Annotated in this window: 25 protein-coding genes; 9 read left to right on the top strand and 16 right to left on the bottom strand. The window is 39.6% G+C overall.

Features of this window, described 5'->3' with window-relative positions:
- Window positions 1-56: 56 nt before the first annotated feature.
- The 6 genes from HMPREF3279_RS02775 to HMPREF3279_RS02800 all read right to left on the bottom strand — a co-directional run bounded on the left by HMPREF3279_RS02775 (window position 57) and on the right by HMPREF3279_RS02800 (window position 7,895).
- Window positions 57-1,397 carry a replication-associated recombination protein A gene (locus HMPREF3279_RS02775; protein ID WP_070868000.1) on the bottom strand — a complete coding sequence of 447 codons (1,341 nt, stop codon included), beginning with the start codon at window positions 1,395-1,397 and terminating at the stop codon, window positions 57-59.
- Between the two features lie 53 nt (window positions 1,398-1,450).
- Complete coding sequence (lolA, locus tag HMPREF3279_RS02780) at window positions 1,451-2,077, bottom strand: outer membrane lipoprotein periplasmic chaperone LolA (protein ID WP_049384978.1); 627 nt, start codon at window positions 2,075-2,077, stop codon at window positions 1,451-1,453.
- 36 nt (window positions 2,078-2,113) lie between these two features.
- A complete protein-coding gene (locus tag HMPREF3279_RS02785; RefSeq protein ID WP_070868001.1) occupies window positions 2,114-4,903 on the bottom strand; it encodes a DNA translocase FtsK in 2,790 nt (929 codons plus the stop codon).
- Between the two features lie 2 nt (window positions 4,904-4,905).
- Complete coding sequence (gene lrp, locus HMPREF3279_RS02790) at window positions 4,906-5,385, bottom strand: leucine-responsive transcriptional regulator Lrp (RefSeq protein WP_005695827.1); 480 nt, start codon at window positions 5,383-5,385, stop codon at window positions 4,906-4,908.
- A gap of 81 nt (window positions 5,386-5,466) precedes the next feature.
- On the bottom strand, window positions 5,467-6,846 hold the full coding sequence (gene radA / locus HMPREF3279_RS02795; RefSeq protein WP_070868002.1) for a DNA repair protein RadA: 1,380 nt from the start codon (window positions 6,844-6,846) through the stop codon (window positions 5,467-5,469).
- A gap of 26 nt (window positions 6,847-6,872) precedes the next feature.
- A complete protein-coding gene (locus HMPREF3279_RS02800; protein WP_070868003.1) occupies window positions 6,873-7,895 on the bottom strand; it encodes a CYTH domain-containing protein in 1,023 nt (340 codons plus the stop codon).
- 138 nt (window positions 7,896-8,033) lie between these two features.
- On the opposite strand from HMPREF3279_RS02800, the gene HMPREF3279_RS02805 reads away from it, so the two are divergent.
- The 7 genes from HMPREF3279_RS02805 (at window position 8,034) to HMPREF3279_RS02835 (ending at window position 14,556) form a co-directional block, all read left to right on the top strand.
- Window positions 8,034-8,714, top strand: coding sequence for a TIGR00153 family protein (locus tag HMPREF3279_RS02805; protein WP_049365956.1), 681 nt, complete (start codon window positions 8,034-8,036; stop codon window positions 8,712-8,714).
- Between the two features lie 35 nt (window positions 8,715-8,749).
- Window positions 8,750-10,012, top strand: coding sequence for an inorganic phosphate transporter (locus HMPREF3279_RS02810; protein WP_049368970.1), 1,263 nt, complete (start codon window positions 8,750-8,752; stop codon window positions 10,010-10,012).
- Window positions 10,013-10,081: 69 nt separating this feature from the next.
- On the top strand, window positions 10,082-10,690 hold the full coding sequence (locus tag HMPREF3279_RS02815; RefSeq protein WP_070775489.1) for a TIGR04211 family SH3 domain-containing protein: 609 nt from the start codon (window positions 10,082-10,084) through the stop codon (window positions 10,688-10,690).
- A gap of 61 nt (window positions 10,691-10,751) precedes the next feature.
- A complete protein-coding gene (locus HMPREF3279_RS02820) occupies window positions 10,752-11,996 on the top strand; it encodes a multifunctional CCA addition/repair protein (protein WP_070868004.1) in 1,245 nt (414 codons plus the stop codon).
- A gap of 64 nt (window positions 11,997-12,060) precedes the next feature.
- Window positions 12,061-12,684 carry a lipoprotein insertase outer membrane protein LolB gene (gene lolB, locus HMPREF3279_RS02825; protein ID WP_005698818.1) on the top strand — a complete coding sequence of 208 codons (624 nt, stop codon included), beginning with the start codon at window positions 12,061-12,063 and terminating at the stop codon, window positions 12,682-12,684.
- Window positions 12,684-13,607: a 4-(cytidine 5'-diphospho)-2-C-methyl-D-erythritol kinase gene (gene ispE / locus HMPREF3279_RS02830; protein ID WP_083327151.1), complete on the top strand. Its 924-nt coding sequence runs from the start codon at window positions 12,684-12,686 to the stop codon at window positions 13,605-13,607. The genes lolB and ispE overlap by 1 nt, the downstream gene beginning before the upstream one ends.
- A 1-nt stretch (window position 13,608) precedes the next feature.
- Window positions 13,609-14,556, top strand: a complete 948-nt coding sequence (locus HMPREF3279_RS02835; protein ID WP_005695817.1) for a ribose-phosphate pyrophosphokinase — start codon at window positions 13,609-13,611, stop codon at window positions 14,554-14,556.
- Between the two features lie 322 nt (window positions 14,557-14,878).
- Here the strand turns inward: HMPREF3279_RS02835 and mdh are convergent, their stop codons facing one another.
- Window positions 14,879-15,814, bottom strand: a complete 936-nt coding sequence (gene mdh, locus HMPREF3279_RS02840) for a malate dehydrogenase (RefSeq protein ID WP_005698784.1) — start codon at window positions 15,812-15,814, stop codon at window positions 14,879-14,881.
- A 186-nt stretch (window positions 15,815-16,000) separates the two neighbouring features.
- Between mdh and argR the strand changes: the two genes are divergently transcribed.
- Window positions 16,001-16,456 (top strand): transcriptional regulator ArgR, encoded by a 456-nt coding sequence (gene argR / locus HMPREF3279_RS02845; RefSeq protein ID WP_070868006.1) that lies wholly within the window; start codon window positions 16,001-16,003, stop codon window positions 16,454-16,456.
- Entirely contained in the window at window positions 16,456-17,340 is an 885-nt protein-coding gene (locus tag HMPREF3279_RS02850; protein WP_070868007.1) for a TIGR01777 family oxidoreductase, read from the top strand. The genes argR and HMPREF3279_RS02850 overlap by 1 nt, the downstream gene beginning before the upstream one ends.
- Window positions 17,341-17,387: 47 nt before the next feature.
- On the opposite strand, the gene folC is transcribed toward HMPREF3279_RS02850, so the two are convergent.
- From folC to HMPREF3279_RS02890, 9 genes are all read right to left on the bottom strand, one after another.
- On the bottom strand, window positions 17,388-18,692 hold the full coding sequence (folC, locus tag HMPREF3279_RS02855; RefSeq protein ID WP_070868008.1) for a bifunctional tetrahydrofolate synthase/dihydrofolate synthase: 1,305 nt from the start codon (window positions 18,690-18,692) through the stop codon (window positions 17,388-17,390).
- Window positions 18,693-18,696: 4 nt separating this feature from the next.
- The gene (accD, locus tag HMPREF3279_RS02860; protein WP_070868009.1) at window positions 18,697-19,587 is read right to left on the bottom strand and encodes an acetyl-CoA carboxylase, carboxyltransferase subunit beta; all 891 of its coding nucleotides are present in this window, start codon (window positions 19,585-19,587) and stop codon (window positions 18,697-18,699) included.
- 65 nt (window positions 19,588-19,652) lie between these two features.
- Window positions 19,653-20,447 carry a tRNA pseudouridine(38-40) synthase TruA gene (gene truA, locus HMPREF3279_RS02865; protein ID WP_070868010.1) on the bottom strand — a complete coding sequence of 265 codons (795 nt, stop codon included), beginning with the start codon at window positions 20,445-20,447 and terminating at the stop codon, window positions 19,653-19,655.
- Window positions 20,448-20,778: 331 nt separating this feature from the next.
- Window positions 20,779-21,462, bottom strand: a complete 684-nt coding sequence (locus HMPREF3279_RS02870) for a hypothetical protein (RefSeq protein ID WP_070868011.1) — start codon at window positions 21,460-21,462, stop codon at window positions 20,779-20,781.
- Entirely contained in the window at window positions 21,462-21,950 is a 489-nt protein-coding gene (locus tag HMPREF3279_RS02875) for a hypothetical protein (protein WP_070868012.1), read from the bottom strand. The genes HMPREF3279_RS02870 and HMPREF3279_RS02875 overlap by 1 nt, the downstream gene beginning before the upstream one ends.
- A gap of 1 nt (window position 21,951) precedes the next feature.
- On the bottom strand, window positions 21,952-22,089 hold the full coding sequence (locus HMPREF3279_RS10145; RefSeq protein WP_180365022.1) for a hypothetical protein: 138 nt from the start codon (window positions 22,087-22,089) through the stop codon (window positions 21,952-21,954).
- Window positions 22,086-22,421: a hypothetical protein gene (locus tag HMPREF3279_RS10000; protein WP_083327152.1), complete on the bottom strand. Its 336-nt coding sequence runs from the start codon at window positions 22,419-22,421 to the stop codon at window positions 22,086-22,088. The genes HMPREF3279_RS10145 and HMPREF3279_RS10000 overlap by 4 nt, the downstream gene beginning before the upstream one ends.
- A 49-nt stretch (window positions 22,422-22,470) precedes the next feature.
- Window positions 22,471-22,797, bottom strand: coding sequence for a hypothetical protein (locus tag HMPREF3279_RS02885; protein WP_070868013.1), 327 nt, complete (start codon window positions 22,795-22,797; stop codon window positions 22,471-22,473).
- 11 nt (window positions 22,798-22,808) lie between these two features.
- Complete coding sequence (locus HMPREF3279_RS02890; RefSeq protein WP_070868014.1) at window positions 22,809-26,975, bottom strand: TipJ family phage tail tip protein; 4,167 nt, start codon at window positions 26,973-26,975, stop codon at window positions 22,809-22,811.
- Between the last annotated feature and the right edge of the window lie 22 nt (window positions 26,976-26,997).

A 26,997-nucleotide genomic window follows, 5' to 3' on the forward strand; every position in this document is an offset into this window, starting at 1 on the left:
ACAAAAGTGCGGTCAAATTTGACCGCACTTTTTTATATTTACCATTTTAGAAGAAACTATTTATAGCGTTTTTTTGATGCGTTTTTATCTTGCTCTTGTAAACGTTCAAGTTTTTCTTTAATTTGAATTTCCATTCCTCGATTAGTTGGAAAATAATACTGGGTATCTTTCAGTTCCGGTGGAAAGTAATTTTCTCCTGCGGCATAAGCATTTGGCTCATCATGTGCATAGCGATATTCAGCTCCATAGCCTAATTCTTTCATTAAAGCCGTTGGCGCATTACGTAAATGAGGTGGCACATCAAAATCAGGGAAATCTTTTGCATGTTGTTTGGCTGCATTAAATGCGTTGTAAACCGCATTACTCTTTGGAGCCACCGCCAAATAAATAATAGCTTGCGCAATGGCTCGCTCTCCTTCATAAGCCCCCACTCTCGTGAAACAGTCCCAAGCTGCGAGAGCCACTTGCATTGCGCGAGGATCAGCATTGCCTACATCTTCTGAGGCAATCGCTAATAAACGTCTTGCAACATAAAGAGGATCGCCACCTGCGGTAATAATTCGTGCATACCAATAAAGTGCCGCATCGGCTGCTGAGCCACGAATGGATTTATGTAAAGCAGAAATCAAATCATAGAAGCGATCACCTTGTTTATCAAAACGCGCTTGTCTCTCACCTAATACTTCTTTCAACAAAGTGCGGTCTAATTTTTTGCCGTTTTCTGTTTCAGAAGCCATGTCCACCATCAATTCAAGGCAGTTTAAAGCCAGGCGAGCATCACCATTCACATATTCGGCTAATACTTGTAGTAAATTCTCTTCTAAAACTAACCGCTCTTTACCTAATCCTCGCTCAGGATCAGAAATCGCCTGTTGTAGAACTTGTTCGATTTCAGCAACTGTCAATGACTTAAGGAGATAAACTCTCGCACGAGAAAGCAATGCATTATTTAATTCAAAGGAAGGATTTTCCGTTGTCGCACCAATAAAAATAATCGTACCATCTTCAATATGTGGCAAAAACGCATCTTGCTGGCTTTTGTTAAAGCGATGCACTTCATCCACAAATAAAATCGTTTGGCGATCTGCAAGTCGATTTTGTTTAGCTCGCTCAATTGATTCTCGAATTTCTTTCACGCCGCTTGTTACCGCGGAAATTCGTTCAACTTCTGCATTGATACGATGAGCAATAATTTCCGCCAATGTTGTTTTACCTGTACCCGGCGGTCCCCACAGAATCATAGAATGAACATGCCCAGCTTGAATTGCTTTACGAAGCGGCTTTCCTTCCCCAATTAAATGCGTCTGCCCATAATATTGCTCCAAATTAGTTGGTCGCATACGGGCAGCTAAAGGGCGAAAGTCATTTTCAGAAAAATCAAAATTAAGATTAGACATATTCTTTCCTTAATAAGCAAAAGGTGTGAAGATTATCATTCACACCTTATGGATTATTTTTTACCTTTACGTTGGTCATCCAATTCAACACCTTTCGGTACGCTAAATTGGAATAAGCTATCAGCTAAGGTTTGGTTTGTAATGTTGCGCAATACATAAAGATTGGTTTGACCATCTTTTTCTGTGGTGCTGAAATTTTTTAACACACCATTTGCATCGACACGAATATCAAATTGTTTAATATTGCTATTTTTCGCCTTTGGTTTTAATACAAAGGTATCCGCATTCTGTGTGACTGAATATTGATTCCAGTGGCTTTTATCGTTACTGGTTAAAAGTACGAAAGGTGTATTATTGACAGCATCCTTTACCCATTGAGCGGTAACTTGTTGTACGAATGGATCGTAATACCAAAGGGTTTTACCATCTGCAATAATTTGTGTTTCTTGCGGTGATTTGGTATCCATACGGAAAAGATTTGGGCGTTTAATTTGAAGTTTTCCACTTCCTTGTTGAACGTTTTTACCGCCAACAGATGTCACAGTTTGAGAGAAATCAGCACTTAATACCGTCACTTGATTTAAGCGATTTTGTAGCTCATCTGCCGCATCCGCAAAAGCAAAACTACTCGCACTCAACAGTGCAGTAAGTGCGGTCATTTTTAATAATGTTTTTTTCATTCTACTTTCCTTTTTGTAAAGTGAAACTTAAGAGAATTAATATTCGGAACGTCGAGCTAAAATTTCTCGTTTTCCATTTTTCATTGGGCCTAAAATGCCTTGTTCTTCAAGCTGATCCATAATTCGAGCCGCTCGGTTAAACCCAACACTAAATTTACGTTGAACATAAGAAGTCGATGTATTGCCTGTACTTAAGACAAACTCAACGACGTCATCAAATAATGCATCAAGATCGCCACTACTTGCAGTTGATTTTTCACCTGAGTCTTCATCATCCGCGCCATCTAAAATGCCATCAATATAATTTGGTTTACCACGTGCACGCCAATCATCTGCCACACGTGCCACTTCGTCATCACTCATGAAGGCACCGTGTACACGAACGAGATCAGAAGAACCTTGACCTGAATATAACATGTCACCACGGCCCAATAAGGCTTCTGCACCGCCCTGATCCAGAATCGTTCTAGAGTCAATTTTACTTGCTACAGTAAAGGCGATACGGCTTGGAATGTTAGCCTTAATCAACCCAGTAATCACATCTACTGAAGGGCGTTGTGTGGCTAAAATTAAGTGAATACCAATCGCACGAGCTTTTTGTGCTAAGCGTGCGATTAACTCTTCAATTTGTTTACCCGCAACCATCATTAAGTCCGCAAACTCGTCAACGATCACGACAATATAACTCAATTTTTCTAATGGAGGCGGCATCTTATCCATTGTATCACCAGGCTTCCAAATTGGGTTTGGAATTGGCATATTGAGTTTTTCATATTCTTCAATTTTTTCGTTATACCCTTCAATGTTACGCACACGTAGAGCTGACAATAATTGATAGCGACGCTCCATTTCTTCTACGCACCAACGCAGTGCATTTGCCGCTTTTTTCATATCCGTCACTACTGGAGTAAGCAAGTGAGGGATATCGTTATAAATAGAAAGCTCAACCACTTTCGGGTCAATCATAATAAATTTCACTTGATCCGGTGTTACGCGGAAAAGCAAACTTAAAATCATGGTGTTCACCCCAACAGACTTACCTGAGCCAGTCGAACCCGCCACAAGTAAGTGAGGCATTTTAGCCAAATCAACCACTACAGGTTTTCCGCTAATATCTTTACCCAAAGCCATTGAAAGCAATGATGTTGAGGAACGGAATTCATTACTATCGAGCACATCACGCAATGGCACCATTTGGCGGTGAGCATTCGGTGTTTCAATACCAATATAAGGTTTGCCAGGAATCACTTCTGCTACACGAATTGCGCGGAACATTAAAGCACGTGCTAAATCGGTATCAATACTGGTGACTTTTGATGCTTTTACACCCGGCTGTAATTCAAGTTCATAGCGAGTCACCACTGGCCCTACTAACACATCTTGTACCGTTGCTTTGACATTAAAATTCTTTAATTGTTGTTCTATACGTGCGGATGTGTCTAAAATTTCTTCACGCGTAATATCTTGGGCCTGTGTAGGACGATGCTCAAGTAAATCTAAACTTGGTAATGGTGTCGTTGGTTTTTCACGTTTATTCGTTGGTTGTTGGAATGCTGGATGAATAAGCGTATCAGAATACGGCTTATAGGTTGTTTCAGTTGCATTCTCAATATGAATTTCACGTTCTTTAGGTGCTGAAACTGCCGGTTCATTTAAGATCACTTTTAATGCATCTTCAGCATTTGCAGCTTTTGCTCGCACTTCCATTTCTTGCAAACGCGCTTGCTCCTGTGCGGCAAACTGACGTGCTAATTCATCTTCTAAACCATCATTTTCTGATTCTAAAGGTTCATCATACGTTGGATAAAGTGCGGTTGTATTTTCAGGTGTTTTAAGTGACACTTTTGGCATCACATTTTCTTCAAAAATGTCATCTGACTCATCCACACTTTGATGATTCACTTGCAGATTTTTCCATGTGGCTGAAAAATCTTCTTTTGTCGGTAATTCAACGGAAGAATTGGCAGAGATAGACACATTCGGTAAATTGTCAGATTCAACCGTAAAACCTTTAAACTTATCTTCTAATTTTTCAACATCTGCAGGCTCTGAAGCACTCGGTGAGGATAACCCACTGATATTAATTAGCTGCTCAGGCTTAACAAAGGCATTTCCAGACTCGTCCTCTTTTTTATCTTCTGCTGGTTCTGTGTCTAATTGAGAATCAGAAAAAGCGAGTTGTTGAGGAGCCTCAATCACAATTTGTTCAAGATCATCTACAGAAGTATGCTCTGCATGCTCCTCTTCTGCCGGCTGATTTTTCATGGTTAGCCAATGATAGAATTTCACAATTAAACGAATTAATGATGCACCAGAACAGAAAATAAAGCCCACTACCGCACAGATAAAGCCGACTAAAATACAGCCAAACTTACCAAGCGTAGGATATAAGTTCACTACTAAGCTACCACCAAATACGCCACCTGCTAAATAGTAGTTCGTATTTGAAAGCAACAATGTGGCCATCATGGTTAAGCCAACGATGAGGGCAATAAAGCCAAAGGAACGTAATGCAATGCGGGTGGCTGAGAGAGAATGAACCGCTTTGGTTTTCAGTAAATAAATCGGTACAATAAAAATGACAAACGGAATGAGGTGGCCTACATAGCCGAGAAAAACAAAAAACGCATCAATTAACCAAGCACCAAAAGCACCGGCTTTATTAATGGTTTCAGTTTGAAAACTTGCTGTAGACCAAGAATTGTCTAATGGTGTATAGCTTGACCATGCCACAATTAAATATAAACCTAAAAGTGCGGTCAATCCGAGTAATAATTCTGCTAAATATTGTTTCGGTGTAAATCGTTTTGTAATTCGTTTAATCATTTTTATTTTAGTACGAGATAATTAGTTTGTTTCACTTCTTCCATGACGACATAAGTTCGGGTGTCATTCACACCGGGTAAACGCAATAATGTGGTACCTAATAATTTTCGATATGCCGCCATATCTGCTACACGTGTTTTGAGTAAATAATCGAAATCACCTGATACCAAATGACATTCGAGAATTTCATCAAGTGCTTGAATCGCAGCATTAAACTCTTCGAAAACATCCGGTTTACCACGCACAAGCGTGATTTCAACGATCACCAATAAAGGGGCATCCAGTAATTCAGGATTTAGTAGTGCGCGATAGCCCATAATCACACCTTGTTTTTCTAGGCGTTTTACCCTTTCTAAACAAGGCGTTGGCGATAACCCCACTTTCTTTGATAAATCGATATTAGAGATTTTACCGTTGCGTTGTAATTCATTTAAGATTTTGATATCAATGCTATCCAACGCTTTATTTAATTTCTTTTCCATAACCTTTCCTTATGTACGGCGCATATTCTATCTAATTTATCAAAAACTTTCAGTAATCAGACACAATAGGACAACGTTTTTTTAGAAATTATCCAAAATGGCAAGTGCATCAGAGAGTTTTTTCACCGTAAAAACTTCCATATTTTCGACCGCACTTTTCGGCTTGTTGGCAAAAGGCACAATCGCGCGTTTAAAGCCATGCTTTGCCGCTTCACTAATACGTTCTTGACCACTGGTCACCGGGCGAATTTCACCCGCTAACCCTACTTCACCAAAGACAACTAAATCTTGTGGTAATGGTCGATTACGGAAACTGGAAATTAATGCAAGTAATAACGCAAGATCTGCCCCTGTTTCCCCAACTTTTACTCCACCAACGACATTCACAAAAACATCTTGATCCGACATTTGCAATCCACCATGACGATGCAATACCGCAAGCAATAAGGCCAAACGATTTTGCTCTAACCCCACCGCCACACGACGCGGGTTAGCGAGCATGGAATGATCCACCAATGCTTGAATTTCTACTAAAAGCGGACGAGTACCTTCCCAAAGTACCATTACCGAGCTACCCGGTGTTTGTTCATCGCCTCGACTTAAGAAAATTGCTGATGGATTTTTCACCTCACGCAAACCTTGCTCTGTCATACCAAATACACCCAGCTCATTCACCGCACCAAAACGGTTTTTGTGGCTACGTAACGTACGGAAACGGGAATCAGCCTCCCCTTCTAGTAATAACGAACAGTCAATGGCATGCTCCAATACTTTCGGACCGGCAAGGGTGCCATCTTTCGTGACGTGTCCAACCATAATGATAGCGACCTGTCGAGTTTTCGCATAACGAGTCAGGAAAGAGGCACATTCACGCACTTGTGCCACACTTCCTGGAGAAGATTGAATATCCGAAAGATGCATAACCTGGATCGAGTCTACTACAATAATTTGAGGTTTCAGCTGATCCGCCAGATTACAAATTTGCTCAACCGATGTTTCAGATAACATATTTAATTTATCTGTCGGCAGATTCAATCGATTAGCTCGCATGGCGACTTGTTGAAGTGACTCTTCCCCTGTCACATAAAGTGCGGTCATATTTTTCGCTAATCCACACATTACTTGAAGTAACAAGGTACTTTTACCCGCACCAGGATGCCCACCAATTAAAATAGCACTCCCTGGCACGATCCCGCCACCTAGCACGCGATCTAATTCTTTAAATCCACTGGTGAAACGCGGTGTTTCTTGTAAGCTAATTTCAGAAAGCGTTTGGATTTTTGCGCGAGTTTCTCCTGCATACCCACTAAAACGATCATTTTTTGTGGAATTCGAGGCTGAAATTACCCGCACTTCACTAATCGTATTCCACGCTTTACAGGCAGAACATTGCCCTTGCCAGCGCGAAAATTCAGCGCCACAATCATTACATACATAAGCGGTTTTAGGAGCTTTTGCCATTTTTACTATCCTTTAGAGAACCCGTTTTACGCCATCAACATCATTAAACCAAGCATTCTTTCAAAATACGCACGACTCTTTAGTAATGCTTTTAACTTTTCGATAGTTTGAATATTATCTTTTGTCTCACTATGAAAGGTAATCAAACCTTTAATTTCATTTAGGAAAAATTGATTACTTGCTAATAACTCAGCTGATTGACTTTCTTCCAGTTTTTCAAACAAGGCTTTATTGTCATCATAATAATGATAAAGATTGAAAAATGCGCCCACACGTTCAACGGTTTTCATAAAATCGAAAGCAAACACATCTGTTGGGAATGAAAGGGTTTCTTCAATTAATTGTTGTTCCATTTTCATGACCGCACTCAATTTCTGGCGAGAATCTACCGCACTTCCCTCACGTTCCTCTTTTAAGAAATCACGCCATTTGTTTAGCCAATCAATTAAAAGTGGTTTGCTACCTAATTGATAGCCGCGTTTTGCTTTGCTTGCTGAACTAAAATAAACATCCTGTTCAAAAGGTAAAAGTGAGACAAAATGGAAAAGATCTGAAACAAGCCCTTCTTTTAATTCAAATTCTATTTCACAAATAGGCTGTGTTTTTTCCCCTGATAAAATTTTCCCTTGATCAAAAGCCACTTCAATTTTTGATGCACCAAACGCAATCAACCAAAAAGTGCGGTTAAAATCTGTTGAGAAAATCGGTTGTAATGTAGCGGAAGGCAAATTTTCAAATGGATACAATGACATTAATTGTGCCGATGTAGGTACTGAATTATCTGGTATAGATAAGTTGTACTCCGGACGGCTATGCAATCCGCCAACGACTTTTCCGTCTGTTTTTAAAGTGAGGGTGAAATCATTATTTTCCTGACGAATACGCAAACCCATTTTTTGTTTAGCCAAAAAATAATCGGGATAATCGAAATAAGTATTTCCTAGGAAGACAGTATTTTGTTCTAAGATTTTGAATTGATTGAGATGTGTTTTTAAGGTATCGAAAGCATCAGAGGTAACTGCAAGCTTTAATTCAACTTCATTACTCATTTTATTTTTCCTTATTAATTTTAACTGTTTAAATATACAGATAATTTTGTACAAATCAAGATCTTTTTCGTGTATTTCCTTATAAAATCAGGTAATATGCAACGGAAATTTTAACCCTTGTTATGGAGTAAAACACCTATGGCAATGAATAATATTCTCGGATTATTTGCCCATTCTCCTTTAAAACCACTGCAGAAACATTCTGACAAAGTGACTGAATGTTGTGATTTATTAATTCCATTCTTCCAACATACCTTTGTAAAACAATGGGATGATGCAGAAAAAACACGTCTAGACATTTCTCAATGTGAACGTGAAGCAGATAGTTTAAAACGCGAAATCCGTTTGAAATTGCCTCGCGGTTTATTTTTACCCATTGATCGTACCGATTTACTCGAATTAGTCACCCAACAAGACAAATTAGCTAACTATGCTAAAGACATTGCTGGTCGTATGATTGGTCGCCAATTCGGCATTCCAGAAGAAATGCAGGAAGAATTTTTGCACTATGTGAAACGTAGCTTAGATTCTATTCATCAAGCTCATTTAGTGATTGAAGAAATGGATAAACTACTTGAAACCGGTTTTAAAGGCCGTGAATTAAAGTTAGTGAACCATATGATTCAAGAGCTAGACAGCATTGAAGATGATACGGATCAAATGCAAATTAAATTGCGCAAAATGCTCTACACGATTGAAAGTCGTTATAACCCTATTGATGTGATGTTCTTATATAAAATCATCGAATGGGTAGGTGTATTAGCCGATCAAGCTCAACGTGTTGGATCTCGCATTGAATTAATGCTAGCCCGTTCCTAATTTTGACGACATTAACTACAACATAGGAAATCACTATGGAAATTATTAATGCATACGGTTCGTGGTTAGTCTTAATTACCGCGGTATTCGGTTTTTTTATGGCATTTGGTATTGGTGCCAACGACGTATCAAACTCAATGGGCACCTCAGTTGGTTCGGGTACCATTACAGCCAAACAAGCAATTATTATTGCCCTCATTTTTGAATCTGCTGGGGCTTATTTAGCCGGCGGTGAAGTAACAGAAACCATCAAAAGTGGTGTGATCGACCCCACTCAATTTGTCGAGATGCCAGATGTATTGGCATTAGGGATGCTTTCTGCTCTCTTTGCATCGGGTGCTTGGTTGTTTATCGCCACAAAAATGGGTTGGCCCGTTTCAGGTACTCACACCATCATCGGAGCTTTAATTGGTTTTGCTTGTATTACAATTGGTCCAAGTTCTGTTGACTGGTCTACCATCGGTGGGATTGTGGGAAGCTGGTTTATCACCCCCGTGATCGCAGGACTTTTAGCTTATATCATCTTTGCAAGTATCCAGAAACTCATTTTCGATACCGAAGAACCGCTGAAAAACGCGCAAAAATATGGGCCTTACTACATGGCGATTACCGTATTCGTACTTTGTATCGTGACTATGGCAAAAGGTTTAAAACACGTTGGTTTAAATCTTTCCAACAATGAAACGCTCGTTATTTCATTGCTTATCAGTGTTGTTGGTATGATCTTCTGCCATTTTTACTTCCGCAGCAAAGCATTTACTGCAAAAGCAAGAAAAGGATCATTCGGATCGGTTGAAAAGATTTTTAGTATCTTAATGCTTCTAACCGCTTGTGCAATGGCATTCGCACATGGGTCTAATGACGTAGCTAACGCAATTGGTCCGCTTTCTTCTGTAGTATCAATCGTGCAAAATGGCGGGAAAATCCTGAGTGGTGGTGATTTAGCTTGGTGGATTTTACCTTTAGGTGCATTAGGTATCGCCGTTGGTCTTATCGCAATGGGACAAAAAGTGATGGCAACCGTAGGATCAGGTATTACCGATTTAACCCCTAGCCGTGGTTTTGCTGCACAATTTGCAACCGCGATGACTGTTGTTGTGGCATCGGGTACGGGTTTACCTATCTCCACTACGCAAACTTTAGTGGGCGCAATCTTAGGTATCGGTTTCGCACGTGGTATTGCAGCACTTAACCTAACGGTTATCCGTAACATCATTAGTTCATGGGTTGTAACGTTACCTGCTGGTGCATTCTTTGCGATTGTGATTTTCTACATCCTTCGCGCGATTTTCCACTAGTATAATTATTAAAAGTGCGGTTATGTTTCATTTTCCAGCCGCACTTTCTTCATGAATCTAGGAAGTATTATGTCAAAAGTGAGTAAACTTTTATTTTCTTGTGTCCTATTGGGCTCAACCATTGGAACAGTACAGGCTGAAACGCAATATGTAACAGAAAATCTGAATACATATTTACGCCGTGGTGCAGGTGATCAATTTAAGATCGCAGGTGCTATCCAATCAGGCGAAGCGGTAACAGTCTTGGAACAACAAGGAAAATACACCCTAATTCGTGATAATAAAAATCGCGAAGCTTGGATTTTAACCTCTGAACTGAGCTCTACACCAAGTAGCCGCGAAGAAAATCCAAAATTAAAAGCACAGGTACAAGAATTAACGTTAAAACTGAATCGCGTCGATTCAGATTGGCAACAACGTACAAACGAAATTCAACGCCGTAGTAAACAAGCGGAACAACAAAGCAGTGAATTGCTTGAACAAAATTCACAACTTAAACGTGAATTAGAAATGACGAAAAATAAAAATCGTGATTTAGAAGCGATGCTTGATGCTAATAAACGCGAAATTGCAATTCAATGGTTTATTTATGGCGGTTCTGTGTTAGGCGTAGGTTTGTTAATCGGTCTTGTATTACCTCACATTTTACCTAGACGTAAACGCCGTGATAGCTGGTAATGATTCATCATTGAGGTAGGCATTTGCCTACCTTTTCTTTATATTTTGACGGGAGAGCAAAATGGAAATTTATCTTGTCGGTGGTGCAGTACGTGATCAACTTTTAGGTTTGCCGATTAAAGATCGTGACTGGGTTGTCGTGGGCGCGACACCAGAAATGTTGTTAGCTCAAGGTTACCAACAAGTTGGCAAAGACTTCCCCGTTTTTCTCAATCCTGAAAACCATGAAGAATATGCACTTGCTCGTACAGAACGAAAATCAGGTAAAGGTTACACCGGATTTATTTGTGATTTTTCAGATGAGATTACGCTTGAACAAGATTTAATTCGCCGAGATCTTACTATCAATGCTATTGCCCAAGACAAAGATGGCAAGCTGCACGATCCTTATCATGGTGTAGAGGATATTCATCAACGTATTTTACGTCATATTTCACCTGCTTTTGCTGAAGATCCACTGCGTGTATTACGTGTTGCACGCTTTGCGGCTCGCTTTCATCATTTAGGTTTTTCTATTGCCGAAGAAACCCTTAAATTAATGGCTGAACTTACTGAACAAGGTGAACTCGCCCACCTAACGGCTGAGCGAGTTTGGATAGAAACAGAAAAAGCATTAAACGAACCTCATCCTGAAATTTATTTTGAAACGCTACATCAAGTCGGCGCACTCAAAGTACTTTTCCCTGAGATTGCCACCTTAGACGGTGTACCGAATCCAGCCAAATACCATCCTGAAATTGACAGTTTTATTCATACCATGCTCGTATTGCAACAAGCGGTTAAACTCACAGAAAATACCAATTTGAATAAAAGTGCGGTTCGTTTTGCAGCGATTTGTCATGATCTTGGAAAAGCCCTTACACCAAAAGAAATGTGGCCAAGTCATCATGGTCATGAAAAAGCGGGGATTAAACCAACTCGTTCATTATGTAAACGCCTTAGAGTGTCTAATTATCTTCAAGAATTAGCCGAATTAACTTGTGAATATCACACGCATGTGCATAAAGCCTTAGAGCTTCGCCCTGAAACAGTGGTGAAACTCTTTAATACGTTTGATGTTTGGCGTAAACCTCAGCGCTTCGAAGAATTTCTATTAGTATGTTTATCTGATACTCGCGGACGAACGGGCTTTGAAAATAAAGAATATCCGCAAATTGATTATCTCAAAGCGCTCTATCAAGCTGCCCTTTCTGTTGATGTACAGCAAGTCATTGCAGATGGGTTTGAAAAACAAGGCATTCGAGATGAATTAACGCGTCGAAGAATTGCGGCGGTAAAAGCTGAGAAAACACGCTTAAATGCTTAATCCATCTTTACTAAAAGTAAACTAACCCTTACAATATATGCAATTTTTTAGTAAATATTTTGTTATGAAATTATTAAAATCTCTTCTAGCACCTGTATTTGCAAGTGTAATCTTATCCGCTTGTACTCTTGATGCAGAGCGCCCAACAGATGTTCAACATATCGATAAAAACGATATTACGTGGCAACAACACCTCAAAAAAATCAAACAAATTCAATCTTATAGCACCAAAGGACAAATTGGTTACATCAGTCCACAAGAGCGTTTTTCGAGCCGCTTTGAATGGCAATATCAAAACCCAAAAGCCTATAAGCTAAAACTCTATTCTCTGATTAGCAAAACGACACTAACTATGGAAATGCATCCAAACGGTATGACAATTTCAGATAATAAAGGCAACCAACAATCTGATAAAAACGCCAAATTATTGTTACGTGAAATCATCGGAATGGATGTGCCATTAGAGCATCTATCTTATTGGCTAAAAGGTCAGCCAGCTGATAATGCAGATTACCAAGTTGGAACGAATCATCTTTTATCCGAATTTAGCTACCCACTTGATGGCTCTATGTGGACAGCCGATTACTTAAGTTATCATGCAGATAATTCGATGCCTGAAAATATTCTGTTAAAGAACAAAAGTACATCGCAAACCCTAAAAATTCGTGTGGATGAATGGGCGTTCTAATGAAAACACATCACTTTTCGACCGCACTTTCAACTTCTCTTGGAAAGCCTAACCGCTTTCCAAGCCCCGCAAAACTCAATTTATTTCTCTATATAAACGGTAAACTGCCAAACGGCTACCACGAATTACAAACGCTTTTCCAATTTCTTGATTTCGGCGATTGGCTCACTATCGATATTCGCCAAGATAAACAAATCCACATCACACCAGAAATTCCTGGATTACCTCTAGAACAAAATTTAATCTATCGTGCAGCGATACTACTACAAGAAAAAACAGGATGTACGCTCGGTGCAACAATTCATTTAGATAAAATTCTGCCGATGGGCGGTGGTATTGGTGGCGGTTCATCCAATGCGGCGACGACTCTCCTTGCTTTAAATTATTTATGGCAAACCCATTTATCTATTGATGAACTTTCTGAGCTTGGGCTAAAACTTGGTGCAGATGTCCCCATCTTTGTTCATGGTCAAGCCGCTTTTGCAGAAGGCGTAGGTGAAAAAATCCAATACTGTGAACCACAAGAAAAATATTATCTGGTACTAAAACCTGAAACTGCGATTTCTACTGCGGTGATTTTTAGCGATCCCGATTTGCCTCGCAATACAGAAAAAAGATCCCTTGCCGAACTTTTGAATCAACCGTTTGCAAACGATTGCGAAAAAGTCGTGCGAACTCAATATCCTGAAGTTGAAAAAGCCCTACTATGGTTGCTACAATATGCACCAGCCAGATTAACCGGAACCGGGGCTTGTGTTTTTGCTGAATTTGATGATGAAAAATCAGCACAAGCTGTTTTCCAACAAAAACCGAAGGAATTTTTCGGCTTTGTTGCTAAAGGATTAAACGTTTCACCATTACATGTGATGTTGAAACAACTCTCGACCAACCAATCTATCTACACTCAACCTGAGGTTATATAAAATGCCAGACATTAAACTCTTTGCTGGAAATGCTACGCCTGAGCTAGCGAAAAAGATTTCTGAACGTCTTTACATTTCATTAGGCGATGCCACTGTTGGACGCTTTAGCGATGGTGAAATCCAAGTGCAAATTAATGAAAATGTGCGTGGTGCAGACGTGTTTATTATTCAATCTACTTGTGCACCAACTAATGACAACCTGATGGAATTGATTGTAATGGTTGATGCTTTACGTCGTGCATCTGCCGGCCGTATTACTGCCGTTGTTCCTTATTTTGGTTATGCTCGTCAAGATCGTCGTGTGCGTTCTGCTCGTGTGCCAATCACTGCAAAAGTGGTGGCAGATTTACTTTCAACTGTAGGGATTGACCGCTTATTAACTTGTGACTTACACGCAGAGCAAATCCAAGGTTTCTTTGATGTACCAGTTGATAACGTATTCGGTTCACCGGTTTTACTTGATGACATCTTGAAGAAAACGGATCTTGTCAATCCTATCGTTGTTTCTCCGGATATCGGTGGTGTTGTTCGTGCTCGTGCAGTAGCGAAATTATTAAATGATACAGAGATGGCGATTATCGATAAACGTCGTCCACGTGCAAACGTATCACAAGTTATGCATATTATCGGGGATGTTGCAGATCGTGATTGTATCCTTGTAGATGATATGATTGATACAGGTGGTACATTATGTAAAGCGGCTGAAGCATTAAAAGAACGCGGTGCAAAACGCGTGTTTGCTTACGCAACTCACGCCGTATTCTCTGGTGCAGCAGCACAACACTTAGCGAGCGATGCCATTGATGAAATCGTGGTAACGGATACTGTGCCACTTTCACCTGAAATGAAAGCACTTGGTAAAGTACGCGTGCTGACTCTTTCAACTATGCTTGCTGAAGCAATTCGTCGTATCAGCAATGAAGAATCTATTTCAGCAATGTTTGAATAATTCTTTTGTTAGCATTCATTTTAAAAGTGCGGTCAGAAAATCCAGTGTTTTTTGACCGCACTTTTTTATGCTTTGGCTAAAAATAAGCCAAAAAAAAGTGCCCCACTGGGGCACTACTCGGAAAGCAAAATAGATGTCGGCTATTTAAAAATAGCACTTGTTTTTAGTGATTTAAGAATACGGCAAAGTCTTTTATATTGCAAATAGCAATGTTCAAATTTGTGAGCTAAATCACGCTTTTTCTTCACTTTTTTATGTTTAATCATTTTCATATAAAAAAAAGAGGAGCATACAGCTCCTCTTCTCTAGAAATAGAATTAAATTAACCGTTAATAAATTTTTCGCCTAATTCAATATCTGCACGCAATGTTGGTAACATTGCTTCTAAAGCTTCTTGTTCAAATTTGCTTAAGGTACCGATTGGTAAAATTTCTTCTACACCTTCTTTACCTAAACGTACAGGTTGAGCGAAGAAACGTGCATATTTACCATCACCTTCTACATAAGTACATTCAACCACAGTTTCGCCACTTAAGCCTTTCACTAATGAACGCGCAAAACGTGCTGCGGCTTGAGCCATAGAAAGTGTCGCGGAACCGCCACCTGCTTTTGCTTCAACCACTTCAGTACCTGCATTTTGGATACGTTTTGTTAATGGTGCAATTTCCTCTTCTTTCCACTCAGCATATTGAACTTGTGAAAGTAATGGAAGAATCGTCACACCTGAGTGGCCGCCAATTACCGGTACGCTTGTACGAGAAACATTTAAGCCTTTTAATTCAGATACGAATGTTTCAGAACGTAACACGTCTAAAGTGGTGACACCGAATAATTTACGTTTGTCGTAAACACCCGCTTTTTTCAATACTTCTGCAGCAATCGCAACAGTCGTATTCACAGGGTTGGTAATAATACCTACACAAGCTTTTGGACAAGTTTTTGCAACATGTTCAATTAAGTTACGCACGATACCCGCATTGATGTTGAAAAGATCTGAACGATCCATACCCGGTTTACGTGCAACCCCTGCAGAAATTAAAACGACATCAGCACCTTTAAGTGCAGGTGTTGGATCTTCTCCCGCAAAACCTTCTACTTTCACCGCTGTTGGAATATGACTCACATCTTTAGCCACACCTGGTGTCACTGGTGCAATATCATAAAGTGCTAATTCACTTTCAGCGGGTAATTGTAATTTAAGTAATAAGGCTAATGCTTGACCAATACCGCCTGCTGCGCCTAATACTGCAACTTTCATAAAATACTCCTCATGTATTAATTAATCCTAACTAGGTAGAATTTTAAAGTCTTAGCCATTAAATTACAAACAGAGAAATTCAATAATGCGATCTAGCTCAAACTTTTCAAACAGCAAATTTATTTTAATTGCCTAAAATGAATTTTTATGCAATTCTTATGCAAATTCCCCTATATGAGAATAACTATGTCAGATCAATTAACAAAAGCATTTAAAGAACTGCTCCATCAAGAACGATTTGCTTCTCAGAGTGAAATTGTTGATGCCTTAAAAAACCAAGGATTTCAAAGCATTAACCAGTCTAAAGTTTCACGCATGCTAAGTAAATTTGGGGCAGTTCGTGCGAGAAATACGAAAATGGAAATGGTGTATTGCTTACCAAGCGAATTAAGTGTACCCGCCACCAGCAGCCCATTAAAAAATTTGGTTTTGGATATTGATCACAATGATTTCGTTATCGTCATTAAAACCTCTCCGGGTGCTGCGCAGTTGATTGCCCGCTTATTGGATTCCATTGGTAAACCTGAAGGCATTTTAGGCACGATTGCAGGAGATGACACCATTTTTGTGACACCAACAAAAGGCACTACAATTAAATCGCTTTTAGGACAAATTCAAACGCTCTTTGAAAGCAATCTATAATGAATATCTTAGTAACCGGTGGAACGGGATTTGTAGGAAAAGCCTTAGTTGAATCGCTACTTTCACGTGGCGATAGCGTTACTGTACTGACTCGCTCCATTGAAAAAGCCCAAGCTGTTTTTTCTGGAAAAACACCGCAATTTTTGACCGCACTTTACACACTCAAAGACTTAAATGAATTTGATGCGGTCATAAATCTTGCTGGAGAACCCATCTTCGATAAAAGATGGACAGTTCAGCAAAAAGAGAAACTGCGTCACAGTCGTATTGATTTAACCCAACAGATTGTTCAACTCATTAACCAAAGTGAACATCCGCCTGTATTGATTTCAGGTTCAGCCACCGGAATTTATGGAAACTGTGGCGAAGACCAGATCACTGAAGGCACTCCTCCAGGTAGTCAATTTACCGCACAACTTTGTATTGATTGGGAAAATGCACCCAAACAAACCAACACAAGAGTCTGTTTAGTGAGAACAGGATTGGTGCTTTCTCCAAAAGGCGGCGCTTTTGCTAAAATTCTACCGCTCTATCGCTTTGGATTAGGCGGCAAATTAGGGAATGGCGAGCAATATTGGAGTTGGATTGCGTTAGAGGACATGGTAGAAGGCCTTCTCTTCTTACTTGACCATAATGATTGTGAAGGTGCATTTAATTTTACTGCGCCACATCCTGTTAAAAACAAGACATTCAACCAATTATTAGGTCAAGCACTACATCGACCTTGTTTTGCTCAAGTGCCTCAATTTTTACTCACTTCTCTTCTCGGTGAACGCGCTTGCATTCTATTAGACAGTCAGAATGCCTATCCAAAACATTTGTTAGATTGCGGATTTACATTCCAATACTCAGAATTAAGTGATTACTTTCACAAAATACTTTAAAAAACAAAAGGCTAGTCAAAACCAGCCTTTATTATTTTCCATCGCCATTAAGCTAAATATTCTAAAAATTCCCCTACCGTGTGGAAGGATCCAAATACCAGCACAATGTCATTTTTACCCGCTTCTTTAACCGCACTTTGTACACCTTCAGCTACAGAATCTTCAGAAACACTTTTTGCTGATGGGCAAACTGTTGTTAATTTTGCATTTAGGTCATCGCCAGATTGACCACGGTAACCGCCTAATGTGACACAATACCATTGGTCAATAACAGAAGTAAGTTGGGTAAACACCGACTCCGCATCTTTATCTTTTAACATACCGCAAACGGCAATGATACGACCTGAAATCTGTGCTTTAAGTGCGGTCAATTTTTCGGCTAAATATTTTGCCGCATGAGGATTATGCCCCACATCGATAATCACTTTTGGTAACTGTGAATAAGGGACATTCAAGCGAGCTGCTAATTTTTCTAGCTGATAACCTTTCAATTGTTGGAAACGACCAACTAATTCCACTTCAATTAATGAACGTTTAATGGTCTCGACAGAAATATCAAAAGGTAATTGCTCAACAGCAGCCAAAGCGGTTGCTGCATTGGCTAATGGAATTTGGCAAAACGGCAGATTTTCTAACCGCACTTTGTTGCTCTGCCACATCCAAGTTTGCTCATTGGCTTTAAATGACCAATTAACATCTCGGCGTGAAACGTAGCAATGTAATTTCTCCGCTTGTTCTAACATAGGTTGCGGAACATTGGGTTCGCCAATCACAATCGGTTTATTCGCACGGAAAATGCCTGCTTTTTCAAAGCTAATTTCTTCACGTGTTGAACCCAGAAAATCTGTATGATCAATATCAATACTGGTGATAACCGCCAGATCATTATCGACAATATTGGTTGCATCCAAACGCCCACCAAGCCCCACTTCTAAAATCACGACATCTAGTTTCGCTTGTTTAAATAAATGCAAAGCTGACAACGTGCTAAATTCAAAATAAGTGAGGGATTGCGTTTTATGCTTTTCGATGAAATCAAAAGAAGCGGTATGCATTTCATCCGGCAAGTCTTGATTTTGAATACGAACACGTTCGTTATAACGCAATAAATGAGGTGAGGAATACACACCCACACGCAAGCCGTGATTTAACAAAATAGTTTCGAGCAAACGGCAAGTCGTGCCTTTACCATTTGTGCCCCCCACCGTGATCACATAGGGTGCAGGATTCAAAAGGTCCAGTTCCTCTGCCACTAACTTAATACGTTCTAACCCTAAATCAATCGCTTTGAAGTGACTGTTTTCCAAATAAGAAAGCCACTCAGCGAGTGGCGAAGTGGCTTTTAAATTCATTATATTACTCATGTTCAACAACTTCTACTTCAACAAAAGGTGAAGGTTGATTGGTGAGTTTGCTTAAGAGGTTTCCAAGGGTTGAACGCATTTCTGAACGTTTCACGATCATATCAATCGCCCCTTTCTCGAGTAAGAATTCACTACGTTGGAAGCCTTCTGGCAATTTTTCACGTACAGTTTGTTCAATAACACGTGGGCCTGCAAAACCGATTAATGCTTTTGGTTCAGCAATGTTTACATCACCTAACATCGCAAAACTTGCAGAAACACCACCTAATGTTGGATCCGTTAATACAGAAATAAACGGCACACCTTTTTCACGCATTTTCGCTAATACCGCACTAGTTTTCGCCATTTGCATTAAGGAGAAAAGTGCTTCTTGCATACGTGCACCACCACTTGCAGAGAAACACACAAACGGACAATTTAATTCCATTGCTTTTTCTGCTGCTTTCACAAATTTTGCACCCACAACCGATCCCATTGAGCCGCCCATGAAACTAAAGTTTGAAGCCGCAACAACAATAGGCATATTGTAAAGTGTACCGGTCATTGTGATTAACGCATCTTTTTCGCCCGTTTCTTTTTGAGCTGCAGTAATACGATCTTTATATTTTTTTAAATCTTTAAATTTAAGAATATCTTTTGGCTCTAAATCAGCCGATAATTCTTGGCTTGAACCTTCATCTAACAAGGCTAAAAGGCGCTCACGAGCATCAATACGCATATGATGGCCGCATTTTGGACAAACATATAAATTACGTTTTACTTCTTCACCGTAAAGCACTTGTTCACAAGAGGTACATTTTGTCCAAACCCCTTCAGGTACGTTAGCTTTACGTGATGCAGAGGAAGAGGTTCCTTTGCTAAAAATTCTATCAATCCAGCTCATTTTTTACCTTTTTTATTAACTAGAAAAGTTTGCGTATTTAATCATAATTTAGCGAAATTTGCTAGTCAGATGAGATTATCTTCTAAAAACAATGGCCCTAAATTTTTCTGTGGAATCGCAAATTTTTCAGGGTAAATCACATTGACTAAATACAGGCCTTCTGGTTTTGCTGTTGGCGCGGCTAATTTACGATCTTTTTGCTCTAGCAACCATTTCATCCACTCAACGGGTTGATTACCTGCGCCGACTTCAATCAAGCTTCCTACAATGTTACGCACCATGTGATGCACAAAGGCATTAGCTTGAATATCCACAATAATGTACTGCCCTTTTCGCACCACATTTAAATGATGCACATTTCGCCAAGGGGTATTTGATTGACATTGTGCCGCGCGGAAAGAGGAAAAATCATTTTCCCCCAATAAGAACTGCCCCGCTTGGTGCATTTTCTTTTCGTCTAAATCTAAATGGCAATGAGTAATCCCTTCCGGCAAAATGGCTGAACGTAATTTATTGCAATACAAGATATAACGATAACGACGCGCGGTTGCAGAAAAACGGGCGTGAAATTCATCATCCACCACTTTTGCCCAGCTCACTGAAATGTCATCAGGCAAATTTGCATTAGTCCCAAATGCCCAAGCTTTTTCAGGGCGAACAGCGGTAGTTTCAAAATGCACCACTTGTCCTGTGCCATGTACACCGGAGTCTGTTCTGCCCGCACAAAATACTTCAATTTTTTCATTTGCCACAAAAGATAACGCTTTTTCTAATTCTTCTTGTACACTGTGCACTTTCTCTTGTCGCTGCCAGCCACAATATTGTTTTCCGTTATATTCAATGCCTAAGGCTATCTTCATTGGAAAATACTCCTAAAACGATTTCAAATTTGACCGCACTTTGCCCGAAAAGAAAAAACACCAATAACTCATCATTATTGGTGTTCTTATCACAAGCTAAAAATTAAGCACGTTTGAAGTCAAAATGTACAAATTTTAAAACACCAATTTTTAGATAATAAAATCAGTTTATTATGTGTCTGTGCTATTGTTTATTTCCGAAATTATATATATTTTTCCGAAACTACAAAAGTTACAGGGTTGTAATAATGCCATAAAATATGAATAAAGACATCCGGATGTTTCAAAATACCTATCATGCCAATATGGAAGAAGTTGCGGAGCTTCTAGATTAAGGCAGAGTTTCAGGGAATGGATCGTCTGTTATCCAACTGATAACAGGCATCCTCATGTAGTCAAGGTCAGATGTTGGTACTTTATCCTTGAACCTTAATTCAATATAAGCTCTATCACCTATACTGGCAACATACACTACTGCAACCTCATCACCGTCATCGCTATAAAAAGGAAGCATAATGGGGGTTTTGGTACGGAAGCCGACTGGTATTCTTGGAGATGGTAAAATATCCATTCGCTTGGCGTGATTTTTCCTTGTGAATTTGGGATTACTACTTCCATAAAAAGAGATAGTGTCCCATCGACCTGTATTGAAAGAACACTCAACTCTGTTATTCATTCGCCTTAGATAAATAGCACCCTCTTTAATATTCACAGAAGAGTTACCCATTCGTCTAGGGCCAGTATCTCCTGATATAACAATCCATTTGTTGTTTTGTTTCTGCCACAAGTATGCCCCAACGCCTGCGCCGTTTGTTGAGTAATAAAAACTCCCGTTCGGCTCTCTACCTGTAATCTTTCCGTCTGTTGTATCAGGTTTATCTGGTCGTCCATTTCCAGTAATGATCGTTGAATCACTAGATTGACCACCACCATCTGTCGGAATTTTCTTTTCAATCCGTCTAATTTCACTGCCGACAAATTCAGCGAATTCAGTCACGCCAGTTTGAAATGTCATTATTTATTGTAACCTCTGTTATAAGCTTCTTTTAAATTCACACTGTCTAGAGTTGTGAATTTCTGATTAAGCGCGGTTAATGCCTCATTAGCTTGCGAGATTTTTTGGATGAGTTTATTCAATCCATCTTCACCAGTTTTAATTCCATTTAGCGCTTCAGCAAGCTCTTTGATAGTGTCTAATTCAGCCGCTACGTTGCCGCCTAAGATTTCGCTTTTCGCATCTGTTTTCGCTTGGCTTACAAGCTCAAGGATTTTTTTAGCGGATAAGGTTGATGTTTCATTGGTTGCGCTGTCATTAATACCTGCCGCACTACCAGATAGGCTTCTTATGGATTGAAATAATTCATTGATTGCACCAACAAGATTTGTTTTTTCTGTCGTGCTTAAAGTTGTTAGGTTGCCGATAAATTTAGTAATTTCCTTATCTTTCTCACCTACGAATTCGGCAAATGCTGTGATGGTTTGGTGAAATTCTTGCGCTGCCATCTTATAAAGCCCCTATTTTGTAAAAAGTAATTAATTCTTCGAGAGTTGGGATTTTTTCCTTTCTCTCGCCAATTTCTTTTATTAAACGCACTTTAACCTTGATATTAGGTCTTGAGCGTTTAACTAATCTAATAATCATCTCGCCTCCGTTACATCGTGAATAAGTGTAAATCCACCACCAGCAAGTGTTTGAACCAATCCTTGCTGACTGGTGCATTGCAAATCCCAAGTAGCAAATTCCCATTTTGCTCCTTGAGTTTTATCGTGTGAGATAGTCACAGTCACAATATTTTGATTAACCGTTATCTCGCCCGTTTCAGTTGATAATTTAATCAATTCACCCTTCTTTGGCTTGATCCACATATCAAAACGAGAGCCAGTTAAATCTGATTTAGATTCATCATCTTCTAGCAGTTCGAAAGACCATCCATCATCATCGCCACGCACTGTTTCTAGTTCGATATTTTCCATATTCTCTCCAATAAAAAACCGCACTTTAAAAGTGCGGTTGTTTTGTTGTTTACTGTTCTACTTTCCCACCAGCAAACATATATGGGTTTACATAGCCTATATATGTTTCAGGACTAAAATCTTCTGGTTGAGCCTTAACTAGCTCACCTAAAGCCCATTCATAAGGGATTTTTTCCCACCCTGGCACAGCTTGGATAGTGAAAGTATTTACAGATAAGGATTCTTTCCCTTCATCCTTTTTAGCTTTTGATACATAAGATGCAATAGTAACAAATGTACTATTATTGACATAGTCAACTTGCAAGCCTGTGACCGCATGATGTTCTGACATGGCACCAGTACGAATATCTTCGATTTGTTTTGTGATGAATTTCATTTTTTTACTCCTTATTGAGACATTGTTGTTGTGTTTGATACTGCGTATGCTGTAACGCAGATTTTTGGGGCGCCACCGCCAACATCAAAAAACTCTGGCGGTGTATTTTCTCCGTGGTGCGTATATAAATATCTGTGCGGTTGATTAGCCTCAACTGTGAATGTTTTATGTGAATTAACGATAAAGAAAATTCTCTTGACAGGTGCGGCGGATACATTTATCCACGCCTGATAAAAATCAATAGTTTTATAAACACTAGCAATAAACACCTCACACAAATTACCACCAACCAACTGATTGACTTCAAGCGTCCCAGTAAATTTACCAGTTACAGCTTCCAGTCTTGCGCCTTTGATTACGCCACCTTCGACAATTGCACCTTTTACTGTCCCGCCGGTTACCACTGCACCATTAACTGTTCCACCATTGACTGTCGCACCATTAACGGTATTACCAGTGATGACACCACCAGTTATTCTTGGTGCTCTAATCTCCTGATTAGCCAGTATATGGTCGCCGCGGATTGTATTGGCAATAATACTGCCACCGTGTACTTCCGTTAAACCAGCATTAGCCCATGGACTAGGCTGTGTAGTATATTCAGTACATTCTTCAAGCATTGGCCGAGCTACAAACATCCACGATCCATTAGGATTAGCTCCGTTACCATCATAGAAGAAGAAAAATACGTCAACACTAACTCCATTTGGTGGGATTTTAAATTTTATAAACGCTCTTTTGGCGTTATTAATCCCTCTGAAGCCATAACCCGAACTAACCTCATCAGTTTTATGTAATAGCCATTCACCACTCTTGCCGCGGACATCAATATAAATCTCAACCTTTGAGCAACTATGATTGCCCATGTAGGCAGAGACCATATACCATTTATCTGCAGATACTGGTACATTCTGATAGATGCCGCACCTTGTATTTGGATTACCGGTTATCTTATTGTGCCACCTTAAAACATTCTCGTTTTTAAGATATCCACCTTTACCTAATCCATAATCCTCATCCTGTCTGCAGATTCGCTCACCACGTTTATCTCCAGGTATGTTAGCCTCTGAAGCAGTCCAACCATCTGGAACACCGTTTGTTGGATTTGCAAAAATAGGATTGTAAAATAGGTTTGCACCTGAACCAGATGACAACTTATCTCTTGTCACAGACCCAGCTACAACCAAATCACCACGAATACCTACTTGACCATCAGCTACACTAAAGACCGGTTTGACATTGCCATCATTAGCATTTGCCACAATCCCGAATTTATCAGCCATAACAATGACTGAGCTTTCTTCTTGATTTGCACCAAGTGCAATACCAGCAACAGCAGTTCTTCCACCAGCAATAGCTTGTGTTTTGATTGTGTGCATTGAGCTAACTTTGCCATTAAGTCCAGCAACAGCACTACTCACCTGTGATACTGTTGATTCTGCATTTCCAACTTTAGCGGTTAAAGCGTTAATTTGTTGTGCATTCGCTTTATCACTTTGCGCTTGAGCCTGTCTTACTGCAGTAATACCTGATAAAGCTGATTCGGCCTTCGCTGTCACAGTTTTAATTGTTTCAGCTTGTGCTTGATCTGCTTTTTCAAGATTTTTAATTGCGGTTCCTGATGACTGAGCTTGTGCAGCTATTTGAGCTAATGCACCTGCGACAGCGGTTTGTCTTGTTTTAGCTTCTTCGCCAACAGCATTATTAATATCGGCTTTAATGGAGTTAATAAGCTCTTGACCAAGTTGTGACTTGGTGATTTTACCTTCTAACGCATTTAACAAGTTATCAGGATTATGATCTGCTTCACCAAATACTGCCTCGGTAAATTCACCTTTGTTACCTTGTTTATCTACTCCTCGTAAATAAAAGTAGTAGCCTGTTGATAAAGGCACACCATTAATAACATAGTTACTTTGAGGATATGGCAAGGTTGCCACTTTCACTGCAGTGCTTATGTCATTTGTATTGCTACGCCAAATCTCAGTGCTAAACCCAGGTGTGAATGTCTTAGGTAAATCCCAATCCAACTCAATAGCAAACAACAAGGATTTAGTAACAAACCTAGGGATGTTGAGATTAATCTCAAATGAGCGCGTTACAGGATCTGACAATTGGCCACTTTGGTTTTTAGCTCTGATTTCTGCGGTATAACTACCATCAGGCAATCCTTCAAATGATATTTCTGGATTTTTTAAGTTTAGATATGTTTTGAAAACCTTTCCGTTGCGATATAACCGCACTTCATAGGTTAATAACGTATCTGTTGTGGGTACTGACCAAGTGAGTTTTATACCGTCAGCGCTATAAACCACATCAGCATTAGTTACTTTTGTTAGTCCATTGTGCATTGTTGATACAACAGGCACAAAGCTTGCACTACCATCAACAATCGCTTCTTTTTGCGGTTCATGCTGCAGTGCAGTTATGGTATAACTTCCGTCATCGTTTTCAGTAATACCGAGTGCACGGTAAAGCTGAGTAGATACTTGCGGTGTTTTTAATACCCAATCATCCATTACATTCAAACCAACAGGATTGGTTTCTAATGTGATAACCGATTTATTTGCATTATCTACATTGATGATTTTGATTTTCACCAACTGCATTTCATCATTGAGATAACTTAAATAGCTATTACCAGTGATTTCTACAGGTTGATCAAGTGTTACTTTCTTGCCGTTTATCGCTACAACTCGTCCACCAAGTGTTTTACCAGAAAAATCATTATCAGCAATTTCAATGATGTCGCCTGGCAAATGCAATAACCCTTGACGACCTACTACAAAGGTAATAGTACATTGTTCAAGACGAGATGTTTCTAATACCCATTTCCCGTATCGGTGAGCTTGCCCACGACTTGTACAGCCGTAAGCTGTAATTTTCTTAACGTTATAGCCATAGCGAGCAATCATTAAATCATCTGCAACGTACTCAACCGCCTTTTGATAGAAGTTACGTTCATCGGCATATTCAACTTCCACTGCAGTGAAAATTGTCTTTCCTGCTGCGAATTGACGAGAGAATTTACCATCAACTACATTTGATTGAGTATATAAACAAACTGGATCTGATGTTCTATCTTGGATAGCTGAAAACTGCGTTCCATTCCACACTGCAATAGAGCGAAAAACAGAAGCCATGTCTGATAGCACGTTATAGGCATCACGCTGTTCTGTAATCCATAGATTAGATACCATTCGTGGCTCTTTACCGCCATATCCATCATCGACTAATTCATCACAGTATTTTGCAATTTGATACAGCTGAAACTTATCTAATCCGTATTCCCCAATTCGTTTACCTAATCCAGCTAAAGAATTAGTAACTAAGTCATAAAAAATCCATGCAGGGTTATCCGTCCACTCTTCTTTCCAGTCACCGCGCCAAATACCAGGTGCATACGTTCTTGTTTCAGGATTATATGTACTTGGTACTTTCACCAATCGGCCATAAAGCAATAGATTCACATTAGGGAAATTTGGGTTATAGCGCGAATCCGTTTTAATACCAATTAATGCCATGTTTGGGTATGACAGTTTGGTATCAATGATTTCTGTATAACTGACCCAGTGAGTGCCATTCTGCAACCGCTGTGATTTACTATCGGCTGTTAATCTTTTAACTGTAATGGTAAATGGTTTAGGCGGTAAATTATCAATGATGTAACTACGATAAAAGCGAGATGATGATTTACCACTAATATTTTTTACTGTGCGGCTTTGTCCATTGATTAAGATTTCAAGTGATACAGATGTTCCCTCTGTGTCGCCATTCTCATTTTGAGAAAATAACGCGCTTACACCACATGTAATTCTTAGACGTGTCACATCAGGATCAATAACGGTTCTTGTTACAGGGGTAACATTTTTGATTTCAGCACCAACTGATACTTCACGCTCTGACATTTCAAAGCCCTGCAACGGCATTTGGTCCTGCGTGCCGAGTGTATATGCTATCTCTGTGTTTTTGAAATTGAAACTTGACTCATCATTATCATCAACACCGTTTGCATTTTGGATTGGCGTATTGTCAAAGTAAGTTGATTTCCATTTATTGGCTGGACCTTTGATTGGACCAAGAGAGATTAAACCAATAGCACGTAATCGTTGCGAAGAACGAAGGCTATCAGGTGCTTCATGTGGTGTGCGCGCTGAACCTTGGCTTTTACCGCCCATAAGTACCTCTTAAAAAAGAAAA

Origin of the sequence: Haemophilus sp. HMSC71H05 (genome assembly GCF_001838635.1) — a bacterium.
Taxonomy (GTDB): Bacteria; Pseudomonadota; Gammaproteobacteria; order Enterobacterales; family Pasteurellaceae; genus Haemophilus_D; species Haemophilus_D parainfluenzae_R.

What these genes read in the sequence shown, in the direction of transcription:
- HMPREF3279_RS02785 (WP_070868001.1), bottom strand. Translation starts at nt 4,903, where the DNA reads ATGATTAAACGAATTACAAAACGATTTACACCGAAACAATATTTAGCA.
- HMPREF3279_RS02775 (WP_070868000.1), bottom strand. Translation starts at nt 1,397, where the DNA reads ATGTCTAATCTTAATTTTGATTTTTCTGAAAATGACTTTCGCCCTTTA.
- truA (WP_070868010.1), bottom strand. Translation starts at nt 20,447, where the DNA reads ATGAAGATAGCCTTAGGCATTGAATATAACGGAAAACAATATTGTGGC.
- folC (WP_070868008.1), bottom strand. Translation starts at nt 18,692, where the DNA reads ATGAATTTAAAAGCCACTTCGCCACTCGCTGAGTGGCTTTCTTATTTG.
- radA (WP_070868002.1), bottom strand. Translation starts at nt 6,846, where the DNA reads ATGGCAAAAGCTCCTAAAACCGCTTATGTATGTAATGATTGTGGCGCT.
- HMPREF3279_RS02820 (WP_070868004.1), top strand. Translation starts at nt 10,752, where the DNA reads ATGGAAATTTATCTTGTCGGTGGTGCAGTACGTGATCAACTTTTAGGT.
- lolB (WP_005698818.1), top strand. Translation starts at nt 12,061, where the DNA reads ATGAAATTATTAAAATCTCTTCTAGCACCTGTATTTGCAAGTGTAATC.
- HMPREF3279_RS02800 (WP_070868003.1), bottom strand. Translation starts at nt 7,895, where the DNA reads ATGAGTAATGAAGTTGAATTAAAGCTTGCAGTTACCTCTGATGCTTTC.
- lrp (WP_005695827.1), bottom strand. Translation starts at nt 5,385, where the DNA reads ATGGAAAAGAAATTAAATAAAGCGTTGGATAGCATTGATATCAAAATC.
- HMPREF3279_RS10000 (WP_083327152.1), bottom strand. Translation starts at nt 22,421, where the DNA reads ATGGAAAATATCGAACTAGAAACAGTGCGTGGCGATGATGATGGATGG.
- HMPREF3279_RS02815 (WP_070775489.1), top strand. Translation starts at nt 10,082, where the DNA reads ATGTCAAAAGTGAGTAAACTTTTATTTTCTTGTGTCCTATTGGGCTCA.
- HMPREF3279_RS02890 (WP_070868014.1), bottom strand. Translation starts at nt 26,975, where the DNA reads ATGGGCGGTAAAAGCCAAGGTTCAGCGCGCACACCACATGAAGCACCT.
- mdh (WP_005698784.1), bottom strand. Translation starts at nt 15,814, where the DNA reads ATGAAAGTTGCAGTATTAGGCGCAGCAGGCGGTATTGGTCAAGCATTA.
- HMPREF3279_RS02885 (WP_070868013.1), bottom strand. Translation starts at nt 22,797, where the DNA reads ATGAAATTCATCACAAAACAAATCGAAGATATTCGTACTGGTGCCATG.
- argR (WP_070868006.1), top strand. Translation starts at nt 16,001, where the DNA reads ATGTCAGATCAATTAACAAAAGCATTTAAAGAACTGCTCCATCAAGAA.
- HMPREF3279_RS02870 (WP_070868011.1), bottom strand. Translation starts at nt 21,462, where the DNA reads ATGACATTTCAAACTGGCGTGACTGAATTCGCTGAATTTGTCGGCAGT.
- ispE (WP_083327151.1), top strand. Translation starts at nt 12,684, where the DNA reads ATGAAAACACATCACTTTTCGACCGCACTTTCAACTTCTCTTGGAAAG.
- HMPREF3279_RS02835 (WP_005695817.1), top strand. Translation starts at nt 13,609, where the DNA reads ATGCCAGACATTAAACTCTTTGCTGGAAATGCTACGCCTGAGCTAGCG.
- accD (WP_070868009.1), bottom strand. Translation starts at nt 19,587, where the DNA reads ATGAGCTGGATTGATAGAATTTTTAGCAAAGGAACCTCTTCCTCTGCA.
- HMPREF3279_RS02810 (WP_049368970.1), top strand. Translation starts at nt 8,750, where the DNA reads ATGGAAATTATTAATGCATACGGTTCGTGGTTAGTCTTAATTACCGCG.
- HMPREF3279_RS02875 (WP_070868012.1), bottom strand. Translation starts at nt 21,950, where the DNA reads ATGGCAGCGCAAGAATTTCACCAAACCATCACAGCATTTGCCGAATTC.
- HMPREF3279_RS02805 (WP_049365956.1), top strand. Translation starts at nt 8,034, where the DNA reads ATGGCAATGAATAATATTCTCGGATTATTTGCCCATTCTCCTTTAAAA.
- HMPREF3279_RS02850 (WP_070868007.1), top strand. Translation starts at nt 16,456, where the DNA reads ATGAATATCTTAGTAACCGGTGGAACGGGATTTGTAGGAAAAGCCTTA.
- HMPREF3279_RS10145 (WP_180365022.1), bottom strand. Translation starts at nt 22,089, where the DNA reads ATGATTATTAGATTAGTTAAACGCTCAAGACCTAATATCAAGGTTAAA.
- lolA (WP_049384978.1), bottom strand. Translation starts at nt 2,077, where the DNA reads ATGAAAAAAACATTATTAAAAATGACCGCACTTACTGCACTGTTGAGT.